The organism is Gardnerella sp. DNF01151 (assembly GCF_049244235.1).
GTDB classification, from domain to species: Bacteria; Actinomycetota; Actinomycetes; order Actinomycetales; family Bifidobacteriaceae; genus Bifidobacterium; species Bifidobacterium swidsinskii.
In genome coordinates, this window is record NZ_CP058389.1 from 451,771 (window position 1) to 471,471 (window position 19,701).

Sequence of the window (19,701 nt, forward strand, 5' to 3'; positions counted from 1 at the left end):
GTATGGAAGATAAGAGTCAAAAACTGCCAAGTAATGAGTTTGATATTTTACCTGTTGTTGAGCTTACTCGTGTAACTCGCGAATTTATGCGCAGAAAACACAAATTTTTTGCAGTAAATAACGTGAGTTTTGCGCTAAATAGCGGCGATTTTGTGGCAATCGTTGGAAAGTCAGGTAACGGAAAATCTACTTTACTAAATTTGATTGCTGGGTTATTGAAGCCAACGCATGGAAGTGTAAAAGTTTGCGGCGAAGAGATTTCTGAACGCACTTTTAGTGATGCAAAAATGTCTCGTTTGCGCGCATGTGATATAGGTTTTGTGACGCAATCGCAGACGCTTTTACAAAATCTTACTGTGCATGACAACATACTTTTACCTGTGCAAATTGCAGCTAGTGCTTGTGAAGTAAGTAAGTCTGGAATAAGTAAGGCTGAAGTAAGTAAGTCTGAAGTAAGCGAAGATTTAAACGAGACTCGCGCGTTAGAACTTTGCAAGCAATTGCATATTGAAGATTTACTGTGGTGCTACCCAAATGAGCTTTCGGGTGGTGAAATGCGTCGCGTAATGATTGTGCGCGCGCTAATAAACAATCCAAAGCTTCTTATTCTTGACGAGCCTACTGGCGATTTGGATGTAGAGCATACTCGCATAGTTGTGAAAATGTTGCGCGAGGCTGCAAAAAATGGTGTGGCAGTGCTCATGGTAACTCACGATGTTGAGGCTGCTCGCTGTGCGGATCGCACATACACAATGGATTGCGGATTGACTTGCCGGAGCGCTTGAAGCGTAGCGCGCGAAGGCACTTCAATCCGGAAACTCGCTAAAGTTGGAAGTCCAGTGGACTTCCAACGCGAGTTTCGCAAGCGAGCGCGTTACTCGCGCGAGCGTTTTGGCTGGTTTGTGGAACATTTGCCGGGGAACTTACAACGTGAGTTTCGCGCTCAGTACGAAAAATATCAACAATTATTCTTACGGGTGTGTAGAATCAGAAACGATGCCTATTTTGTGTAAGCATCATCTGGAGCCTTAGCCCATCAGTGGGTCGGCGCGCGGTAGTTATGGCGTTATTTCAACGTTTTAATACTTGCGCGTTCGTGTGTTAGCACGAAGAAGCACTGGAGAGGCCGGCTCAGCGTGAATAATTTTTAAGCGATTTTGCGATCGATTAAAAACTTGGTTCACGTTCCGTTCAGATAACGACAGAATTAAAGGATTAGCTATGACTAATATTCAGCGTTCTCGCCGTCAGGTGCGTCTTTCTCGCGCCCTCGGCATCGCTTTAACCCCAAAGGCTCAGCGTATCTTCGAGAAGCGTCCATATGCTCCAGGTGAGCACGGTCGCACTCGTCGTCGCACCGAGTCCGATTACGCAGTACGTCTTCGCGAGAAGCAGCGTCTTCGCGCTCAGTATGGCATCTCCGAGAAGCAGCTTCGTGCTGCTTACGAGAAGGGTACGCACACTGCAGGCCAGACCGGTGACGCAATGCTCACCGATTTGGAAACTCGTCTTGATGCTTTGGTTTTGCGTGCAGGCTTTGCTCGCACCACTGCCCAGGCTCGTCAGTTTGTTGTACATCGTCATATTTTGGTTGATGGCAATCTTGTCGATCGCCCATCTTACCGTGTGAAGCCAGGTCAGACCATTCAGGTTCGTGCCAAGAGCCAGACCATGGTTCCATTCCAGATGGCTGCAGAAGGCGTTCATCGCGACGTTTTGCCAGCAGTTCCTGGTTACCTCGATGTGAATCTTGCCTCTTTGAAGGCTACTTTGACTCGTAAGCCGGAAGTCGATCAGATTCCAGTTGAAGTCAACATTCAGTACGTCGTCGAATACTACGCTCGTTAATTCGCCGATTTAATTCTTAAGGACATACCGCTTGACCCCTGTTGCGCATTCGCGTGGCAGGGGTCAATGCGTTTTTGTCGATTTCATCGGTTGGTTTGGTGTTTTCGACAGTTTCGTTGCGAATTTTGTTTATTTCACCAAATGATTTGGTGTTTTCGACAGTTATGTACCGCTTAGTGCAATAATGGAGCTATGTTGCTGCATCTTTATTTAGTGCGTCACGGACAGACGCTATTTAATCGCTATAATCGACTGCAAGGCTGGTCAAATTCTCCACTTACTGAAAAAGGTTTGAAAGATGCGGACACGGCCGCAAAAAAGCTAGAAAATATTGCTTTTGCTGCAGCTTACTGCTCGGATACTACGCGTGCGCAAATCACAGCACAACGTATTCTCGACGCAAATGAAGCTGCCGGTAACGCGCGCCCAAAGCTTGTAAGCGATATGCATTTTCGTGAGCAATGCTACGGCTATTTTGAAGGTCAAGATATGCAAATGGCTTGGTGGGCTGCAGGAGCACCTCACGGAGCGCACACTTATAACGAAATCGTTGAAAAATTTGGGCTTGCAGCCACTCGTGACATGCTTAAAGAAGCGGATCCTTTCCACGATGCCGAGTCAGATATCGAATATTGGACTCGCGTAGAAGAAGGTTTTGCGTTAATCGCTTCAAATTCTTTGCTTAACGATGGAGATAATGTTTTGCAAATTTCGCATGGCAACACTTTGCTAAGTCTTATGCACCGTTTTGCGCCTGCAGGCTACGATTTAAGCGAGCGCCCGGCAAACGGAAGCGTAACTAGGCTCGATTTTGACACTACTAAACCTATTGATAACGCTATTACTATTCAAGGCTACAATGAGTAGCTTTTTGCTACAGCTTTCTTAACGTATGCGTCGTTACCGTTCGTTAGTCTTAAGTCATTGCGAATGGTTTTAACTGTAGTCTGATTTGCTGTTGTATTAGCTTTCAGCGCGGTGAAGTCTTAAGCAAAAATGGTACAGAAAGAGGTTACGATGAGCGTTGGAGACATAGCTGCTCTTATTGCCGCGATTGCGTTTACTGTGCTTTCGGGTTTTTTGATTTATCCGCTAATTAGATTGGGCAAGTTGTTCGATCAGATTGCGAAAACTGTCAAAGAGTCGGGTGAGCATGCGATGCCTGCAATTGACGAGTCTGTGACGACGATTAAGCAAGTTAATAAGACTCTTGACGATGTAAACGCTGTTTCAGGAGCTACGCGCACAACTGTTACGAATATTGGTGCTCTTACTGATTTGTATGGTGCTTTCCTTGGAAAACCGCTCGTAAAAATTGCAGCTGCCGGTTACGCTCTAAAAGATACTGTTTCTTCTTTCTTCAATAAGCCGACTGTGCCAACAGACAAGAATAGTGCCAATAGTAACGCTTCAAAAGAATCCTCTGATAAGAATGCAACTAAGAATGCAAGCAGGGGAGAGTAATGTTCAAGCGTTTATTTTGGATGTTTATTGGCATTGTAATTGGTGTTCTTACAGTTACGAAGGCTCGTGCATATGTTAAAGCAAAAATGCCGTCTTCTGCTAGTCGTTTTATTTTTGATGAGGAACCGAAAAATATCACATTGCGCACAGTAATGGGATTGTTTAAAGATTTCAATACTAGCCGTAAAGAGCATGAAGCTGAGCTTAATTCTCGTTATGCTAATCGTAGAAATAGGGAATTTTAAATAAAAAACAAGTTTTTCATAATTTCGTTACTTTGCTAAGTTTAGTTAAGTTAAGTATTGAAGTACTATATTGAATGTTTGCATGATTGCGTCGTGCGTCATGCGGCACGATTTCGTGTGGGCGTTGCATGTGGCTTTTGTTTGTGACGGTTATTTGTGACGGTTTGCGTGGGTCTTGCTAAAAATTACACAAGGAGTTCGTACGTATGCGCACAGCAGAAATTGCAAAGCGTTATCTTGACTATTTTGCTAAGAATGGTCATATGGTTGTTCCTTCGGCTTCTCTTATTTCGCCGAACCCAACTACGTTATTTACTATCGCAGGCATGGTGCCGTTTATTCCTTACTTGCTCGGAGAGCAGACGCCTCCTTCGCGTCGTATGGCTTCGAATCAGAAGTGCGTTCGCACTCTAGATATTGACGAAGTTGGTAAGACTACTCGTCACGGCACTTTCTTCCAGATGGTTGGTAACTTCTCGTTTGGCGATTATTTTAAAGAGGAAGCTATTCACTACGCTTGGGAGCTTTTGACAACTCCTCAAGATAAGGGCGGCTACGGTTTTGACCCTGAAAAGCTTTGGGTTACTACTTATACTGACGACGATGAAGCCCGCGCAATTTGGAAGAACGAAGGCTTCGACCCAGAGCATATGCAAGTTTTCGGTATGGAAGATAACTTCTGGACTACCGGCGGTCCTGGTCCTGGCGGTCCATGCTCCGAAATCTACGTGGATCGCGGTCCTAAGTATGGTCGCGATGGAGGTCCGGCTGCTGACGAATCTCGTTTTATTGAGATTTGGGATTTGGTTTTTGAAAACTACCAGGTAGATAACGTCAAATCTAAGACTGATTTGCATATTGCTGGCGAACTCGATCAAAAGAATATTGATACTGGCGCTGGTTTGGAGCGTTTGGCTTACCTTATGCAAGGTAAGGAAAATATTTACGAAACTGACGAAGTTTACCCAGTTATTGAAGCTGCAGAAAAGCTTAGTGGCGTAAAGTACGGCGATAATAATGATGCTGACGTGCGTTTCCGCGTTGTAGCAGATCACGTGCGTTCCGCTTTGATGATTATGAGCGATGGCGTGCGCCCAAGTAATGTTGGCCGCGGCTATGTGCTTCGTCGTCTTCTTCGCAGAACTGTTCGCGCAATGCGTATGCTTGGTGTGCAAGATCCAGTTTTGCCAACGCTTTTCCCAGTTTCTAAAGCTGCTATGGAACCAAGCTATCCAGAGCTTAATGATACTTTCCATGAGGTTAGCGAAGCTGCTTACGGTGAGGAAGACGCGTTCCGTCGCACTCTTGAAAAGGGCACGACTATTCTCGATTTGGCTGTTGAAAAAGCTAAGAAAGAGCACAAGGATGACCCTATGGTTGGCGGCTCCGACGCGTTTACTTTGCACGATACTTACGGCTTCCCAATCGAGTTGACTTTGGAGATGGCAGCTGAGCAGGGTGTTAAAGTGGACGAAGCTAAGTTCCGCGAGCTTATGAGCGAGCAGAAAGGTCGCGCTCGCGCTGACGCTTTGAAGAAGCGTCACAATGTGGACGTTAGCGTTTACGACGATATTAAGAAGTCGCTCGAAAAGCCAATCGACTTCCTCGGTTACACTGACTTCTCCAGCCGTTCTAACGTTTTGGCAATTGTTGAAGCAGGTAAAGGCTCTGTTAAAAGCGTTACTGCTCCTGCAAACGTTGAGATTATTCTCGACCGCACGCCATTCTACGCTGAGCGCGGCGGCCAGATTGCTGACCAGGGCGAGATTATTTCCGATGACGGCGCGATTTTGGAAGTTGACGATGTTCAGCGACCAATCAAGGATTTGATTGTTCACAGCTGCCGACTTACCGAAGGAACTCTTAGCGTTGGTGCTCCTGTAAACACCAATATTGACCAGGTTCGTAGAGCTGCTTTGGCTCGAAGCCACACTGCTACGCATACCCTTCACAAGGCTTTGCGAGAAGAGCTTGGTCCACAGGCAACTCAGCGCGGTTCCGTGGTTGATCCAGACCGCTTGCGCTTCGACTTCCAGTGGCCAAAGGCTGTTGATAAGGATGCGCTTTCTCGCGTTGAAGCTCGCGTAAACGAGCGTATTCGCGACGATTTGCAGGTTGTTCCTAAGGAAATGCCAATCGACGACGCTTTTAAGCTTGGAGCAATGCACTTGTTCGGCGAAAAGTACGGCGATGTTGTGCGCGTTGTTGAAATCGGCGACGGTTGGAGCCGCGAGCTTTGCGGTGGCACTCACGCTAAGAGCACCGGAAAGATTGGTATGGTTACAATCCTTTCCGAGTCTTCTATTGGCTCTGGTGTGCGCAGAATCGACGCTCTTTGCGGCGAGGCAGCGTACGAGTATGGCGCCCGCGAGCACACTTTGGTTGCGCAATTAGCAGACATGGTTAATGCTCGCCCAGACGAGTTGGTTGAACGTTTGGAATCTTTGCTTAACAAGATGAAGGATTCTGATCGTAAGCTTGCTTCTGTTTACGAAGCTCAATTAAATGAAGCTGTACCAACATTAGTTGATGAAGTAAAGAATAGTAACGAAAAAGTTAAGTTGGCTCTTAAGAATGTTGGCAACTTTGGCTCATTCGATGCTTTGCGCAAGACAGTCCTAGATATTCGTGCTCGTTTAGGTGAAGATGCTCCAGTGGTTGTTGCACTTGCTGGTGTTAATGAAGACGATCGACCAATGATTGCAGTAGCTACAAACGAAGCTGCTCGCGGTCTTGGTGCTAAGGCTGGCGACTTGGTTCGTACTGCTTCCAAGGTGCTTGGTGGCGGCGGTGGCGGCAAGCCAGACTTCGCTCAGGGCGGTGGTACAGATGCTTCTAAGCTTGATGAAGCTCTCGAAGCTGCGAAATCAGAAGTAGCTAAGCTCGCCTAGTGCGTGTTTTACAGCTTAAAAATTTACGAATCTATACCAAAAGCAACACGAAATATGGTGTGGTTAGGTATTGATTTAGGTGACGCAAGGGTCGGACTTGCACTTTCCGACCCTGGTCTCACCTTTGCACATCCTATTGGTAATGTGCAAGTGTTTGGAGATTCCTTCCATGCTATAGATGAAGTGCTTGAAGTTATTGAAGATAACAATGTAGAAAAAGTTGTTATAGGCTTGCCTTTGCAACTTGATGGCACTGAAGGAAAATCTGCTAAAAAAGCTCTGCGCTGGGGAAGAATCTAATAAAACGCATGCAAATATTGCATGACGAAAAAGATTGGGCGTTGGATTATATGCCAGAAGTAGTTTGGAAAGATGAGCGTTTGACAACAGTAAGTGCTCATCGTCAGCTTTTGCAAGCGGATCTTTCTACTAAAAAGCATCGTCCAATGGTAGATCAGCAGTCGGCAGTGTTGATTTTGCAGTCTGCGCTTGACGCAAATAATGCAGAGTAGTTTTGAAAATCGAATAAAAGCAGAAATAGCGAAGAGGAGAATAGCGTGTCTGACAATTTTGATGAATTTTTTGACAAACATGCAAAGTGGACTGAGCATGATGGCGAGCCGTCGTCAGAATCATCTAATTCTTCTAAATACAAGTCTTCGACTGTTAGCTCCAGAAAACGTGCTAAAGCTCGTCTTGAAGCAAAAAAACGCAGGCGTAGAGCAAAAGTCGTTTTATCTATTCTGCTCGTATTCGTATTAGCTGTTGTTGGATATTTTGGATACAGTGCGGTTCGCGCGTGGAAATTATCTCAAAATAGCGAGTCTGTTGCAGATTGGCCAGGCCCAGGCTTTGGAACGGTTGAGTTTACTATTGACACCGGCGAGGGTGCTATTAGCGTTGCCAACAAATTAGTTAAGGCAAATGTTGTTAAATCTCAATCAGCTTTTACTTCAGCTGTTTCTGCAAATAATAAAATTTTGTATCCTGGCGTTTACTCACTGAAAAAACATATGGCTGCTATTGATGTAGTTGATATTCTTTCAGATCAAACAAAAGCAGGCGGATTCCTTGAAGTTCGTGCAGGGGATCACGCAGCAGACGTTTTGCAAAAAGCTTCAACATTATCTGGAATAAGTTTAGATAAATTCAAGGCTGCGTTAGCTGATGGTGCTGCAGGAATTCTGCCTGCTGAAGCAAACGGTAGTGTTGAAGGCTGGCTAGAGCCTGGAGCTTATAACGTAAAAGCTATGAAAAGTGCGGATGCTATTCTTTCCGCAATGGTAAAAAAGCGTATTGAAAAACTTGATTCTCTTGGAATTCCTAAAGGTAAAGATAGAGAAAAAGCCTTAATTATGGCATCTATTGCCGAAGCTGAAGTGAATAATCGCGAATATTATGGCAAAGTTATTCGCGTAATACTGAACCGTTTGGCAAAAGATATGTCGTTAGGAATGGATTCTACTGTTGGTTACGGCGCGGGAGTAAAACCTATTAAACTCACGCAAGCAATGCTTGACGATGCAAATAATCCATATAATACACGTATTCATAAGGGTTTGACTCCTACGCCTATTGGCATTGCTGGAGACAACGCTCTTCTTGCCACTATTAAGCCTCAAGACGGTCCGTGGCTTTACTTCGTCACCACGAATTTGAAAACTGGCGAAACGAAGTTTGCGGATAACAAAGACGACTTTTTGAAGTTCCGCGACGAGTACAAGCGCAACAATCCTGAAGGCAACTAAACTAAAGCTTGTTTTTGTTTTCCTTGATGTGGCGCGAGTTTTGGGGGATTTCTCTCCTCGCACGTCCCGTCCTTCGTGCGCTCTGGCTGCTAAAAGAGTTTAGTGTGTTCGCCTTTCTTTAAAGAATGTAGCTTCTCAGTCCTCTTTTAGTGCTCGTAGAGAAATCCCCCAAAACTCTGCGTGTTTAATCGTTAATAACCTCGTTTTATCGCAGAGATTTTTCGATTTTTCTTCTTCGCTTGGCGAATCAGCAGCCTGCGGCTCTGACGTTCGCCGCGCTCAGTGCGAAAAATCTCAAATCTCTACCACACTAATATCCACACGACTGAATGATGCAAAATTAAACTATTAAAATATAGCTTTTAACCACATATATGTTTTGAGGTTGTAACAGTTTCGCAAGTTTTCGTAATCTGCTTTAATGAAGCAATTAATTATTACGATACTATCGGTGCTGCCAACGCTCACATGTTTAATTTCAGTTTGCGCAACAGACATAAAAAGTCGCGTAGTGCCAAGACTTTGGGTTGTTATTGCAGGAATTTTTCAATCTTTTGCGAATCTCATATATTCGGTTATTTTGTTTAGAAATATTAGCGTGCTTATTTTCGGCTGGATTTCTTGCGTAATTATTTTTGTAATTTACTGGAGTATGCGAAAAATTTCCGCAAAAAATGCTATTGGCTTCGGAGATGTTACGAGCGCGTCGATGATTGCGCAAGCCTTGGTATTATTCGGCTTTTACTGCTTAATTTACTGGTTCGCTTTAGTTGGAGCAGTTGGCTTACTTTGGCTTTTGCTATGGAAAATTTACTGCAAAATCTGCTCGCCAATCAACGCATCAATACCATTCGTACCAGTAGAAGCAATATCTGCAATACTCGCAGCATTGCTGTCAATAACAACCTGCTCAATACTTGGTAGTTAGTAGAGTAGAGTATTTAGACGCGTAAATTGCTTGAGAAAGGAGAAATGGCATGCTTAGATGGCAAACGGCAGGGGAGTCGCACGGTGAAGCGTTAGTAGCCATGATTGAAGGTTTGCCGGCTGGCGTGCACATTACTAGCAATGATGTAGTTTCGGCACTTGCTCGCCGTCGCCTTGGTTATGGTCGTGGCGCGCGTATGAAGTTTGAGCAAGACAAAGTGCGTCTTTTAACTGGAGTTCGCCACGGCGTAACGCTTGGTTCTCCGATTGCTGTAGAAATCGCGAATACAGAGTGGCCAAAGTGGACCGAAGTAATGAGTGCAGATCCTTTGGATCACGAGGTTGAGCAAGTTGGCAGAAATGCTCCTTTGAGCCGCCCTCGTCCAGGGCATGCGGATTTAACTGGTATGCGCAAGTATGGTTTTAATGATGCTCGCGAAGTTTTAGAGCGTTCGAGTGCTAGGGAAACAGCTTCGCGCGTTGCTTTGGGTGCTATTGCTGATGCGTTTTTACAGCAAGCTTTAGGCGTGCGCACAGTTGCGCATGTTATCGGCATTGGCGGCGAATACACTAACAAAAGTTTAGCTCTACCAACACCAGATGATGTTGCTGCTTTGGATGCTTCTCCAGTTCGCACTCTCGACAAAGATGCGCAAGCGCGAATGATGGCTCGCATCGACGAAGCAAAAGCAAATGCAGATACGCTCGGTGGAGTAGTGGAAGTGCTTGCTTACGGCATGCCTGCAGGAGTTGGCACATACGTTGAGTCGGATCGTCGCTTGGATGCGGCTCTCGCGAGCGCGATTATGGGAATTCAGGCTATTAAAGGCGTGGAAATTGGCGACGGTTTTGCAGAAGCAGATCGCCCCGGATCGGCCGCGCACGACGAAATGGTAACAGACGAAAACGGGAAAATTAAGCGTCTTACTAATCGAGCTGGAGGAATTGAAGGCGGAATGTCGAACGGCGAAATTATTCGCGTGCGCGCTGCGATGAAGCCAATTCCGTCTATTCCACGCGCTTTGCGCACAGTGGATGTGCTTACTGGCGAAGCTGCTCAAGCTATTAATCAGCGCTCCGATTTCACTGCTGTGCCAGCTGCTTCTGTAGTTGCAGAAGCGATGGTAAGGCTTACTTTAGCTAAGTATGCTTTGGAAAAATTCGGCGGAGATTCTTTGCAAGAAACGCGCCGAAATGTGGAGTCTTACGTAGCTTCCTGGCCGGAGAATATGAAATGAGCAACACTAAACTTCCGCTAGCTGTTATTATTGGCATGCCTGCTGCTGGAAAAACGCGTGTTGGCCGCGAAGTTGCGCATCTTATGAATCTGCCTTTTTATGATACAGATGACATGATCGAGTGCGATATTGATATGTCAATACCGCAATATTTCGAGGAATATGGCCAGGATGCTTTTCGTAAAATAGAAGCTCGCATAGTGCGAGAGGCAATTTTGGGAGATACACCTATAGAAGATTCTACAAAGGGAATAGTTTCGCTTGGTGGCGGTGCGCCTATGCGTGAAGAAACTCAAAAAGTTTTGCGTGAGTATATGCGCTGTGGCGGTCGCGTTGTGTATTTGCAAGTCAATGCTAAAGAGGCTATTGAGCGCGCAAGCTGGAATAATAATCGTCCTATGTTTTCTGGAGAAGATGCGCAAAAGCGTTGGATGGAATTATTTGAGCAGAGAGACCCTGTTTTTAGAGCGGTATCGAATATCCACATGCAAACAAAAGGTTCGACTCCGTATATGGCTGCAGAAAAATTAAGGAGCATGATTATGCAACGTATTGTGCACGTAACAGGTGAAGGAATTGAACCATACGATGTGCGAATTGGTGACGGTGCAATGCAACTTCTGCCGCAAATGCTTGGAACTAAGCCAGTTAAAGTGGCGTTAGTTCACACGCAACCTGTTCAGCGTCATAGCGACAAAGCTCGAACTATTTTGCGCCAATCTGGTTACGAAGTTTTCGACATGTTAATTCCGGATGCAGAAGCTGGAAAAACTATTAAAGTTGCAAGTGGATTGTGGGCTAACCTGGCAGAAGCTGGTTTTACTCGTTCGGATGCAATTGTTGGTTTAGGCGGAGGAGCAGCAACGGATGTCGCTGGCTTTGTTGCTGCAACTTGGATGCGTGGAATTCGCTATGTAAACTGCCCTACTTCGCTTCTTGCGATGGTTGACGCGTCTACGGGCGGTAAAACTGGTATTAATACGGATGCTGGAAAGAATCTAGTCGGCAGCTTTTACACTCCAGCTGGCGTTTTAGCAGATACTTCTACGCTTGCAACTCTTCCAAACGATATTCTTATTGAAGGCTTGGGCGAGGTTGCAAAATCTGGTTTTATTCGCGATGGCGAAATTTTGAAGATTCTTAGCGATGCCAATAACGCAAGGCTTTTGCGTGAATTTAATGGGGATGATTTAGAAAATAATAACGAACTTCATGAACTGCTCGTGGAGCTTATTGAACGCACAGTTAAAGTAAAGGCGTATCACGTATCGAGCGATTTAAAAGAGCAGGGTTTGCGCGAGTTTTTGAACTACGGGCATACGCTTGGCCACTCGATTGAGCAGATTGAGCATTTCCGCTGGCGTCATGGAAACGCTGTAGCTGTTGGTATGGTTTTTGCGGCGGAGCTTGCGCAAATTTTAGGATATTTGGATGCGGGAGACGTTGCGTATCATCGTTCGCTTTTGGATTCGCTTGGATTGCCAACTTCGTGGCAGTGTGCAAAAGATGCGGATGCTGCTTTTGAGTGCGTGCTTAACCTTATGCATCGCGACAAAAAAGCGCGCGGTAACATGCTACGTTTCGTAATTTTGGATGGTATTTCTAATCCTATGCATTTAGACAATCCGCCTATTGAAGCTGTTCGTGAAGCTTTTGAGTGCGTTTATAAGCAAAAATAATTAATCTTGCGAGGTAAAAATGGAAAATCAGCATACAAAAAAAGTGCTTGTTGTAAACGGACCGAATTTAGGTCGTTTAGGCGTGCGTCAGCCGGACGTGTACGGTAGCGAGAACTTTGAAACTTTGCGCGAGAAATGCGAAAAATGGGGTGCGGAACTTGGGTTTGAAGTAGAAGTGCGCCAAAGTGACGACGAAGCGCAAATGGTTCACTGGATGCACGAAGCTGCCGATACTCATACGCCTGTTGTTATGAATCCTGCCGCTTTTACACACTACAGTTACGCGCTCGCGGACGCTGCTCACATGGTTTTGGATGCTGGAGTTCCGCTCATGGAAGTGCATATTTCTAATCCTGCTGCGCGCGATGCTTTTCGTAAAATTAGTGTAATTAGTCCTGTTGCAACCGGCACTATTACAGGCATGGGATTATACGGCTATAAGCTCGCTTTGGAAGCCGTTGCGCATCTTGTTTGATTTTGTTCGATTTTTTGCGAATCAACACCCAGCGTCGAGGCTCGAAGATACCATGGAGTTCCATGGTTAGAAGACAACATGGTAACTCTCAGGAGCATATTACAAAGCATATTTTTGTCACAGGTGGTGTAGTTTCGTCCCTCGGAAAAGGCCTTACAGCATCATCTTTAGGTCGACTTTTACGCAGTCGCGGATTGCATGTATTACAACAAAAACTTGACCCTTATATCAATGTTGACCCGGGTACAATGAACCCATTCCAGCATGGCGAAGTCTATGTTACGGAAGATGGTGCAGAAACAGATCTCGATATTGGTCATTACGAGCGATTCCTCGATGTTTTCTTAAGCCAGAAAGCGAATGTAACTACAGGTCAGATTTATCAATCTGTGCTTCGTAAGGAACGCGCTGGCGAATATTTGGGTCAGTGCGTGCAAGTTATTCCGCATATTACTGGCGAGATTAAGTCGCGTATGCGCGCGCAAGCTTCCGACGATGTAGACGTGATTATTACGGAAATCGGCGGCACAGTTGGCGATATTGAATCCCAGCCATTCTTGGAGGCTGCTCGCGAAGTTCGTCGCGATTTAGGTCCTGAAAACTGCATGTTTGTGCACGTTTCTTTGGTACCTTATATTGCTGCAGCGCACGAGTTGAAAACTAAGCCAACTCAGCATTCTGTGATGATGCTGCGTCAGCTTGGTATTTCTCCAGACGCGCTTGTTTTGCGCTCCGATCGTCCGCTTAATCAGGCTATTAAAGACAAGATTTCGCTTATGTGCGATGTCGATGCTGAAGGCGTTGTGAACTGCGTTGACGCTCCAAGCATTTACGATGTGCCGAAGATTTTGTTCAACGAGGGCTTGGACGCTTACGTTGTTCGCGAGCTTGAGCTTCCATTCCACGATGTTGATTGGAACGAGTGGGAAGATTTGCTTGAGCGCGTGCATCATCCAAAGCATGAGCTAAACATTGCAATCGTTGGAAAGTACATTGATTTGCCAGATGCGTATCTTTCGGTTACCGAGGCCATTAAGGCTGGCGGTTTTGCGAACTGGGCTAAGGTGAATGTGCGCTGGGTTGCTGCCGACAAGTGCGAAACTCAAGAAGGTGCAGCTGCGGCTCTTGACCAAATGGACGGCATGGTTATTCCAGGCGGCTTCGGTATTCGCGGTATTGAAGGTAAGATTGGTGCTTTGCGTTACGCTCGCGAGCATGGTTTGCCAACGCTTGGTCTTTGCCTTGGTTTGCAATCTATGGTTATTGAGTACGCTCGTCACGTGCTTGGGCTTGAGGATGCTAATTCCACTGAGTTCGAAAAGGATTGTGGCGATCCAGTAATCGCAACTATGGAAGAGCAGAAGGATATTGTGGCTGGTAAGGGAGATATGGGTCACACAATGCGACTTGGCTCTTACCCTGCAACGCTTGAAGAAGGCTCTATTGTTGCTGAGCTTTACGGCACTACGCATGTTACTGAGCGTCATCGTCACCGTTACGAAGTGAACGTGGCATATAAGGATCGTTTGCGCGAAGCTGGCTTGCGTATTAGTGGCCAAAGCCCAGATGGTAATTTGACTGAGTTTGTGGAGCTTCCAAAGGAAGCTCACCCATTCTACGTAGCAACTCAAGCTCATCCAGAGTTTAAGTCTCGCCCAACTAAACCTCATCCACTGTTTGCTGGATTGGTTGCGGCAGCACTGGAACATCAGGAAGCTGTTGCTAGTAGTAAAGCTGATAAGTAAGGCTTAAGTAAGAATTAAGTAAGAATTAAGTAAATAGAAATAAGCGGTAAGACTGGGTTTTCCTAAGTTTTGCCGCTTTTTCATTCGCAACCGATTTTTTCTTTACAACGCTGCAAAGTTTTTGCCGCTTTTTGGCGCGTAGCCGACCGAAACTTTACTTCTGTGTAAAGTTTCTGCCGTTTTTGTTTTATTAGATTGTGATAAACATTACGTTTTGCGCGTAACACGGCTATACCAAGAAATCGCATTACGAGGTAACCTTAGATAGGTGATAATTGAGTGGGGAGAGTGCAAAAGTAGCGCTTGGGGAGCAGCTTTTGCCAATTGATACGTACCGCGCGCAGGTGTGCGTTAAGTATGGAGGTGTTACAGGCTTTATGAGCGATACTGGCAATATGAATGATACTGGCGTTACTGGCGATACAAGCGTTGCAGCAAGCGATGGTAATCTAGCAAAAAATAAAGCTGCAGACGTTGAAATGAGCCAGTATGTGGCAGATCGCGCTCGCGTAAACGAAGAGAAAATCCGCCAAGACGAGCAGATTGTTGCTGAATTTGGTGATTACAATTACGGCTGGCACGATTCGGACGCTGCAGGCGAGGCTGCAAAAAAAGGTATTGACGAGTCGGTTGTTCGCGCAATTTCTGCCGATAAAAACGAGCCGGAGTGGATGCTAGATCTTCGCTTGCAAGGCTACCGCGCGTTTTTGCAAAAGCCAATGCCGGATTGGGGCGTGGATTTAAGCGGTTTTGACGCTGACGATTTTAAATACTACGTGCGCCCGGTTCACGATCAAGCAAAAACTTGGGACGATTTGCCGGAAGATATTCGCAAAACTTACGATCGCTTAGGCATTCCGGAAGCGGAGAAAAAGCGCTTAGTTTCAGGCGTTGCAGCACAGTACGAGTCGGAAGTTATTTACAATTCGATTCGCGAAGACTTGGCAGCTCAAGGCGTGATTTTTGTTGACACGGATACGGCAGTGCAAAAGTATCCGGAGCTTGTAAAAAAGTATTTCGCAACCGTGATCCCTGTTGACGACAACAAGTTTGCAGCTCTTAACACCGCGGCTTGGAGTGGCGGCTCGTTCGTGTATGTTCCAAAAGGCGTGCACGTGGATATTCCGCTTCAAGCTTACTTTAGAATTAATACGCCGAACATGGGTCAGTTTGAGCGAACGCTTATTATTGCGGACGAAGGCTCTTATGTGCATTACGTTGAAGGTTGCACGGCTCCAATTTATTCCACGGATTCGCTTCACGCTGCAAACGTTGAAATTGTTGTGGAAAAGCATGCGCGTGTGCGTTACACAACAGTGCAAAACTGGTCAAATAACGTGTATAACTTGGTAACTCAGCGAGCTTACGTGCGCGAGGGCGGCACAATGGAGTGGGTTGACGGAAACATCGGCTCCAAAGCTACTATGAAGTATCCTGCTTGTATTCTTGCCGAGCCTTACGCAAAAGCGGAGACTATGTCTTTGAGTTTTGCTGGCCGCGGACAATATCAAGATACTGGTGCGAAGATGATTCATTTAGCTCCTCACACGAGTTCTACGATTGTTGCTAAGTCGATTTCGCGCGGCGGCGGACGTTCAGCTTACCGCGGTCTTGTGAAGATTATTAAGGGTGCGAAGGGCTCTAGTTCGTCTGTTGTGTGCGATGCTTTGCTTGTTGACGATTTTTCCAGGTCCGATACTTATCCGCATGTTGACGTGCGCGAAGATGACGTTTCGATGGCTCACGAGGCCACTGTTTCCAAGGTTTCGGAGGATCAGCTTTTCTATTTGATGAGTCGAGGGCTTGAAGAAAAAGAGGCTATGGGCATGATTGTTCGCGGCTTCGTGGAGCCGATTAGCCGCGAGCTGCCAATGGAGTACGCGCTTGAGTTGAATCGCTTAGTTGAGTTGCAAATGGAAGGATCCGTGGGCTGATGAGCGAAGATTTAAAAGAGAATTTAGGCAATAAAATGACGGAAAAAGAAATTACTATTCCTATAGCAGACCCTAATGATCCGTATGCGGTTCCTGCAGCAATGCCTTCTAGCGCAGATAAATCCGTGCGCTCGTTTAATGTGGAAGATTTTGCGATTCCAACTAGAAAGCAGGAAGATTGGCGATATACTCCAGTTGAGCGAATTTCCGAGTTTTTCGAGCGTTTTGAACCATCTAATAGTATTCAAGTAACTCTTGAAGGTGTTGGTGGAGCTGCATTGGATGATTCTTACGTTGGTAGCGACGGTTCCGTAAGTTTGCAAGTAAAGCCGAAAAACGAGGCTCCTCATACCGATATGAAGCCGTCTGATCGCGTAGCTGCAGTCGCGTGGAATACAGCGAAATCTGCATACGTGCTTCACGTATCTGGCGAAATCAAAAAGCCAATCGTACTGAAAATTCAGGGTGATAATGTTAATACGCTTGACGCATTGCACTTAGTAATCGAAGCGGATTCTCGCTCGAATGCTGACATTATTATCGAACATACCGGCTGCGCAAAACTTGCTGAAGGTGTGGAAATCATCCTCGGAAAGCACGCGCACGTTTCTACTACCTTTATTCAAGAGTGGGATTCGGGCAGTAAACACGTTGGAAATCAGCGTATTCACGTTGGTGAGGGAGCTTCGCTTCGCCACACGATGGTCACTCTTGGCGGAGATGTTGTGCGTATTCGCATGGATCAGGATTTTGGTGGCGAACAGGGTGATTTGAACATGCTCGGCATGTATTTTGTGGATCCAGGCGAGCATGTTGAGCACCGCACGATGGTTGTGCACAACTATCCAGAATGCAAGTCGCGAGTAGTGTACAAGGGTGCCTTGGAAGGAAAGGGTGCGCATTCAACTTGGGTTGGAAACGCGCTTATTAAGCCGGAAGCTCCTGGCACAGATTCGTACGAGTTGAACCGTAATTTGGTGCTCACTCCTGGAGCAATCGCCGATTCTGAGCCGAATTTGGAAATTGAAAACGGAAATATTATTGGTGCCGGTCACGCAAGTTCAGTCGGCAGATTTGACGACGAAGAGCTTTTCTACTTGCAGTCGCGCGGAGTTAGTGAGGTTGAGGCTCGAAAGCTTGTTGTGCGCGGATTCTTTAACGAGCTGATTGAGGAAATTGGCGTTCCGGAAATTGTTGATCACTTAATGAAGGCGATTGAGCGCCGTCTTGCAAGAACGGAAGAATAGGAGAACATTATGTCAACTTTGGAAATTAAGGATTTGTACGCTTCTGTAGAAACAAAAGAAGGTCGCAAGCAAATCTTAAAAGGCGTAAATCTTACAGTTAATTCTGGCGAAACTCACGCAATCATGGGTCCTAACGGATCTGGAAAGTCTACTCTTGCCTACACTTTGGCAGGACACCCAAAGTATGAAGTCGATTCGGGTCAAGTTCTTCTCGACGGCGAAGATATTTTGAAAATGACTCCTGATGAGCGCGCAAAAGCTGGATTATTCCTCGCAATGCAATATCCAGTAGAGGTACCGGGCGTATCTATGACGAACTTCCTTCGCACTGCAAAAACAGAAGTCGAAGGAAAAGCTCCATCTTTAAGAAGCTGGGTGAAAGAACTTAGCGAGGCTATGAAAAAGCTTCGAATGGATCCAAAATTTGCGTCTCGTTCCGTAAACGAAGGCTTCTCTGGCGGCGAAAAGAAGCGCGCGGAAGTTTTGCAACTAGAGCTTTTGAAGCCAAAGTTTGCAATTTTGGACGAAACTGATTCTGGCTTGGATGTTGACGCTCTTCGAATCGTGTCGGAAGGCGTGAATCGCGCCAAAGAGAACACCGGTTTGGGCATTATGATGGTTACACATTACACGCGAATCCTCAAGTATATTAAGCCGGATATTGTGCACGTTTTTGCGCAAGGTCACTTTGTAAAGACGGCAGGACCGGAGCTTGCGGACGAGCTGGAAGAAGAAGGCTACGACAAGTATTTGCCGGAAGGTGCAACAGAGTCGGCGCTGGCTTAAGCGCGGTTCATAAAATAATAGTTTTAACTAACGGCTTAGAATATGACTACAGTGACTGAAGAAAATATTATGCGAGAATTTAGCGATTTGCGCTCGCAGTTTCCGATTTTAAGTCGCACAGTTCATGGCACTTCGCTTCACGATACTGTGCACGGAAAACCCTTGATTTACTTGGATTCTGCAGCTACTTCGCAAAAGCCGCAAGTTGTAATCGATGCCGAAAAAGAGTTTTACGAAACAATTAACGCTGGTGTGCACAGGGGAGCGCATGAGTTGGCGGCGCTTTCCACGGTTGCGTTCGAAGAAGCGCGTGCGAAAGTTGCGCGTCTCGTTGGAGCTTGCGCGGACGCTGGCAGCGAGGAAATTATTGTTACTCCGGGCGCGACCGGCGCGCTTAATCTTCTCGCAACTGCTATTGGTAACGCTAGTGCGAAGGCGAGAATTTGCAAAAAAGACAGCGATGATTATGCCGATTCTGCTGATTTTAAGCGTGATTTCCGCCAAAATTTTGCGCTTCGTGAAGGCGACGTAATAGTCGTATCTCGCGCGGATCACCATTCTGTCTTGCTTCCATTCCAGGAGCTGGCTCTTCGCACGGGAGCAGAGCTTCGCTGGATTGACGTAACAGAAGACGGTCGCGTGCGCACGGATGCAGATTATTTGCGAACAATTATTGACGAGCGCACGAAAATCGTTGCAGTTACGCATATTAGCAACGTTACTGGCGCTGTTACGGACGTTTCGTCGATTTGCAAGCGCGCTCACGAAGTTGGTGCGATTTTTGTGCTTGACGCATGCCAGTCAGTGCCTCATATTTCGGTTGATTTTCACGCGTTAGACGTTGATTTTGCAGCATTTAGTGCGCATAAAATGTATGGACCTACGGGAGTTGGATTCTTGTATGGTCGCCGCGAGCTTTTGAACGCTCTTCCGCCGGCGAATTTCGGCGGTTCAATGGTGGAGCTTGCGTGGCTTAACAAGCCTGCGCAATACATGGATGCGCCTTACCGTTTTGAGGCTGGAACTCAGCCGGTTGCGCAAATGGTTGCGGCCGGAGTTGCAGCGGATTGGTTGCGCGCGGTGGGTATGAATAAAGTTGCAGAGCATGAGCAGGAAATTGCTGCAGAATTGCTAAAATTACGGGATGTTCCAGGCGTTCGCGTTTTGGGTCCAACTGATTTGAGCCAGCGAATTGGCACAGTTGCTTTTGAAGTTGAAGGCGTGCATCCGCATGATGTTGGCCAGTTTTTGGACGCGCAGGGCATTGCGATTCGCGTCGGACACCATTGTGCTCAGCCGATTCACCGTCATTTTGGCGTGTATGCTTCGAATCGCGCTTCCGTTGGTGTTTACAACACGATTGACGAAGCTCGCGCGCTTGTTGAAGCAGTCTCACACGTTCGCGCCTACTTTGGCGCATAATATTGTTAGCGAGCGAGTTGGATAGTTAGCGAGTTAGCAAAGCGAATTGGCG

General features: G+C 46.3%; 16 protein-coding genes and 1 pseudogene. All 17 read left to right on the forward strand.

The features are described from left to right. Nucleotides 1–2: 2 nt before the first annotated feature. The 17 genes and pseudogenes from HXT37_RS02015 to HXT37_RS02095 all read left to right on the forward strand — a co-directional run bounded on the left by HXT37_RS02015 (nucleotide 3) and on the right by HXT37_RS02095 (nucleotide 19,649). Nucleotides 3–785 carry an ABC transporter ATP-binding protein gene (locus HXT37_RS02015; RefSeq protein ID WP_004110329.1) on the forward strand — a complete coding sequence of 261 codons (783 nt, stop codon included), beginning with the start codon at nucleotides 3–5 and terminating at the stop codon, nucleotides 783–785. 436 nt (nucleotides 786–1,221) lie between these two features. After that, nucleotides 1,222–1,848, forward strand: a complete 627-nt coding sequence (gene rpsD, locus HXT37_RS02020; protein WP_004105277.1) for a 30S ribosomal protein S4 — start codon at nucleotides 1,222–1,224, stop codon at nucleotides 1,846–1,848. A 192-nt stretch (nucleotides 1,849–2,040) separates the two neighbouring features. Next, nucleotides 2,041–2,715 carry a histidine phosphatase family protein gene (locus HXT37_RS02025; protein ID WP_012913890.1) on the forward strand — a complete coding sequence of 225 codons (675 nt, stop codon included), beginning with the start codon at nucleotides 2,041–2,043 and terminating at the stop codon, nucleotides 2,713–2,715. A 150-nt stretch (nucleotides 2,716–2,865) separates the two neighbouring features. Beyond that, nucleotides 2,866–3,312, forward strand: a complete 447-nt coding sequence (locus HXT37_RS02030; RefSeq protein ID WP_004110334.1) for a DUF948 domain-containing protein — start codon at nucleotides 2,866–2,868, stop codon at nucleotides 3,310–3,312. Then, the gene (locus HXT37_RS02035) at nucleotides 3,312–3,557 is read left to right on the forward strand and encodes a hypothetical protein (RefSeq protein ID WP_116431894.1); all 246 of its coding nucleotides are present in this window, start codon (nucleotides 3,312–3,314) and stop codon (nucleotides 3,555–3,557) included. Before HXT37_RS02030 ends, HXT37_RS02035 begins: the two co-directional genes overlap by 1 nt. A gap of 206 nt (nucleotides 3,558–3,763) precedes the next feature. Beyond that, nucleotides 3,764–6,448: an alanine--tRNA ligase gene (gene alaS, locus HXT37_RS02040; protein WP_116440371.1), complete on the forward strand. Its 2,685-nt coding sequence runs from the start codon at nucleotides 3,764–3,766 to the stop codon at nucleotides 6,446–6,448. Between the two features lie 54 nt (nucleotides 6,449–6,502). Further along, nucleotides 6,503–6,960: pseudogene (ruvX, locus tag HXT37_RS02045) on the forward strand (Holliday junction resolvase RuvX). Nucleotides 6,961–7,005: 45 nt separating this feature from the next. Beyond that, nucleotides 7,006–8,196 (forward strand): endolytic transglycosylase MltG, encoded by a 1,191-nt coding sequence (gene mltG / locus HXT37_RS02050; protein WP_116431892.1) that lies wholly within the window; start codon nucleotides 7,006–7,008, stop codon nucleotides 8,194–8,196. Between the two features lie 511 nt (nucleotides 8,197–8,707). Next, a complete protein-coding gene (locus HXT37_RS02055) occupies nucleotides 8,708–9,124 on the forward strand; it encodes a peptidase A24 (RefSeq protein ID WP_080551028.1) in 417 nt (138 codons plus the stop codon). 49 nt (nucleotides 9,125–9,173) lie between these two features. Further along, nucleotides 9,174–10,361 carry a chorismate synthase gene (gene aroC / locus HXT37_RS02060; protein WP_012913896.1) on the forward strand — a complete coding sequence of 396 codons (1,188 nt, stop codon included), beginning with the start codon at nucleotides 9,174–9,176 and terminating at the stop codon, nucleotides 10,359–10,361. Beyond that, entirely contained in the window at nucleotides 10,358–12,040 is a 1,683-nt protein-coding gene (locus tag HXT37_RS02065) for a bifunctional shikimate kinase/3-dehydroquinate synthase (RefSeq protein ID WP_410310981.1), read from the forward strand. The genes aroC and HXT37_RS02065 overlap by 4 nt, the downstream gene beginning before the upstream one ends. A 19-nt stretch (nucleotides 12,041–12,059) precedes the next feature. Further along, nucleotides 12,060–12,515, forward strand: a complete 456-nt coding sequence (gene aroQ / locus HXT37_RS02070) for a type II 3-dehydroquinate dehydratase (RefSeq protein WP_076002657.1) — start codon at nucleotides 12,060–12,062, stop codon at nucleotides 12,513–12,515. Nucleotides 12,516–12,577: 62 nt separating this feature from the next. After that, entirely contained in the window at nucleotides 12,578–14,260 is a 1,683-nt protein-coding gene (locus tag HXT37_RS02075; protein WP_410310982.1) for a CTP synthase, read from the forward strand. Between the two features lie 395 nt (nucleotides 14,261–14,655). Then, nucleotides 14,656–16,194, forward strand: a complete 1,539-nt coding sequence (gene sufB, locus HXT37_RS02080; RefSeq protein ID WP_049762345.1) for a Fe-S cluster assembly protein SufB — start codon at nucleotides 14,656–14,658, stop codon at nucleotides 16,192–16,194. Beyond that, a complete protein-coding gene (gene sufD / locus HXT37_RS02085; RefSeq protein WP_064621560.1) occupies nucleotides 16,194–17,441 on the forward strand; it encodes a Fe-S cluster assembly protein SufD in 1,248 nt (415 codons plus the stop codon). Before sufB ends, sufD begins: the two co-directional genes overlap by 1 nt. A 9-nt stretch (nucleotides 17,442–17,450) precedes the next feature. Next, the gene (gene sufC, locus HXT37_RS02090; RefSeq protein WP_004110671.1) at nucleotides 17,451–18,227 is read left to right on the forward strand and encodes a Fe-S cluster assembly ATPase SufC; all 777 of its coding nucleotides are present in this window, start codon (nucleotides 17,451–17,453) and stop codon (nucleotides 18,225–18,227) included. 69 nt (nucleotides 18,228–18,296) lie between these two features. Further along, complete coding sequence (locus HXT37_RS02095) at nucleotides 18,297–19,649, forward strand: SufS family cysteine desulfurase (RefSeq protein ID WP_421779775.1); 1,353 nt, start codon at nucleotides 18,297–18,299, stop codon at nucleotides 19,647–19,649. Nucleotides 19,650–19,701 lie beyond the last annotated feature (52 nt).

Excerpts from the sequence above, each read along its gene's own strand:
- aroC (WP_012913896.1), top strand. The coding sequence starts at position 9,174 with ATGCTTAGATGGCAAACGGCAGGGGAGTCGCACGGTGAAGCGTTAGTA.
- HXT37_RS02025 (WP_012913890.1), top strand. The coding sequence starts at position 2,041 with ATGTTGCTGCATCTTTATTTAGTGCGTCACGGACAGACGCTATTTAAT.
- HXT37_RS02015 (WP_004110329.1), top strand. The coding sequence starts at position 3 with ATGGAAGATAAGAGTCAAAAACTGCCAAGTAATGAGTTTGATATTTTA.
- HXT37_RS02075 (WP_410310982.1), top strand. The coding sequence starts at position 12,578 with ATGGTTAGAAGACAACATGGTAACTCTCAGGAGCATATTACAAAGCAT.
- sufD (WP_064621560.1), top strand. The coding sequence starts at position 16,194 with ATGAGCGAAGATTTAAAAGAGAATTTAGGCAATAAAATGACGGAAAAA.
- sufC (WP_004110671.1), top strand. The coding sequence starts at position 17,451 with ATGTCAACTTTGGAAATTAAGGATTTGTACGCTTCTGTAGAAACAAAA.
- rpsD (WP_004105277.1), top strand. The coding sequence starts at position 1,222 with ATGACTAATATTCAGCGTTCTCGCCGTCAGGTGCGTCTTTCTCGCGCC.
- HXT37_RS02035 (WP_116431894.1), top strand. The coding sequence starts at position 3,312 with ATGTTCAAGCGTTTATTTTGGATGTTTATTGGCATTGTAATTGGTGTT.
- HXT37_RS02095 (WP_421779775.1), top strand. The coding sequence starts at position 18,297 with ATGCGAGAATTTAGCGATTTGCGCTCGCAGTTTCCGATTTTAAGTCGC.
- alaS (WP_116440371.1), top strand. The coding sequence starts at position 3,764 with ATGCGCACAGCAGAAATTGCAAAGCGTTATCTTGACTATTTTGCTAAG.
- aroQ (WP_076002657.1), top strand. The coding sequence starts at position 12,060 with ATGGAAAATCAGCATACAAAAAAAGTGCTTGTTGTAAACGGACCGAAT.
- HXT37_RS02030 (WP_004110334.1), top strand. The coding sequence starts at position 2,866 with ATGAGCGTTGGAGACATAGCTGCTCTTATTGCCGCGATTGCGTTTACT.
- sufB (WP_049762345.1), top strand. The coding sequence starts at position 14,656 with ATGAATGATACTGGCGTTACTGGCGATACAAGCGTTGCAGCAAGCGAT.
- HXT37_RS02065 (WP_410310981.1), top strand. The coding sequence starts at position 10,358 with ATGAGCAACACTAAACTTCCGCTAGCTGTTATTATTGGCATGCCTGCT.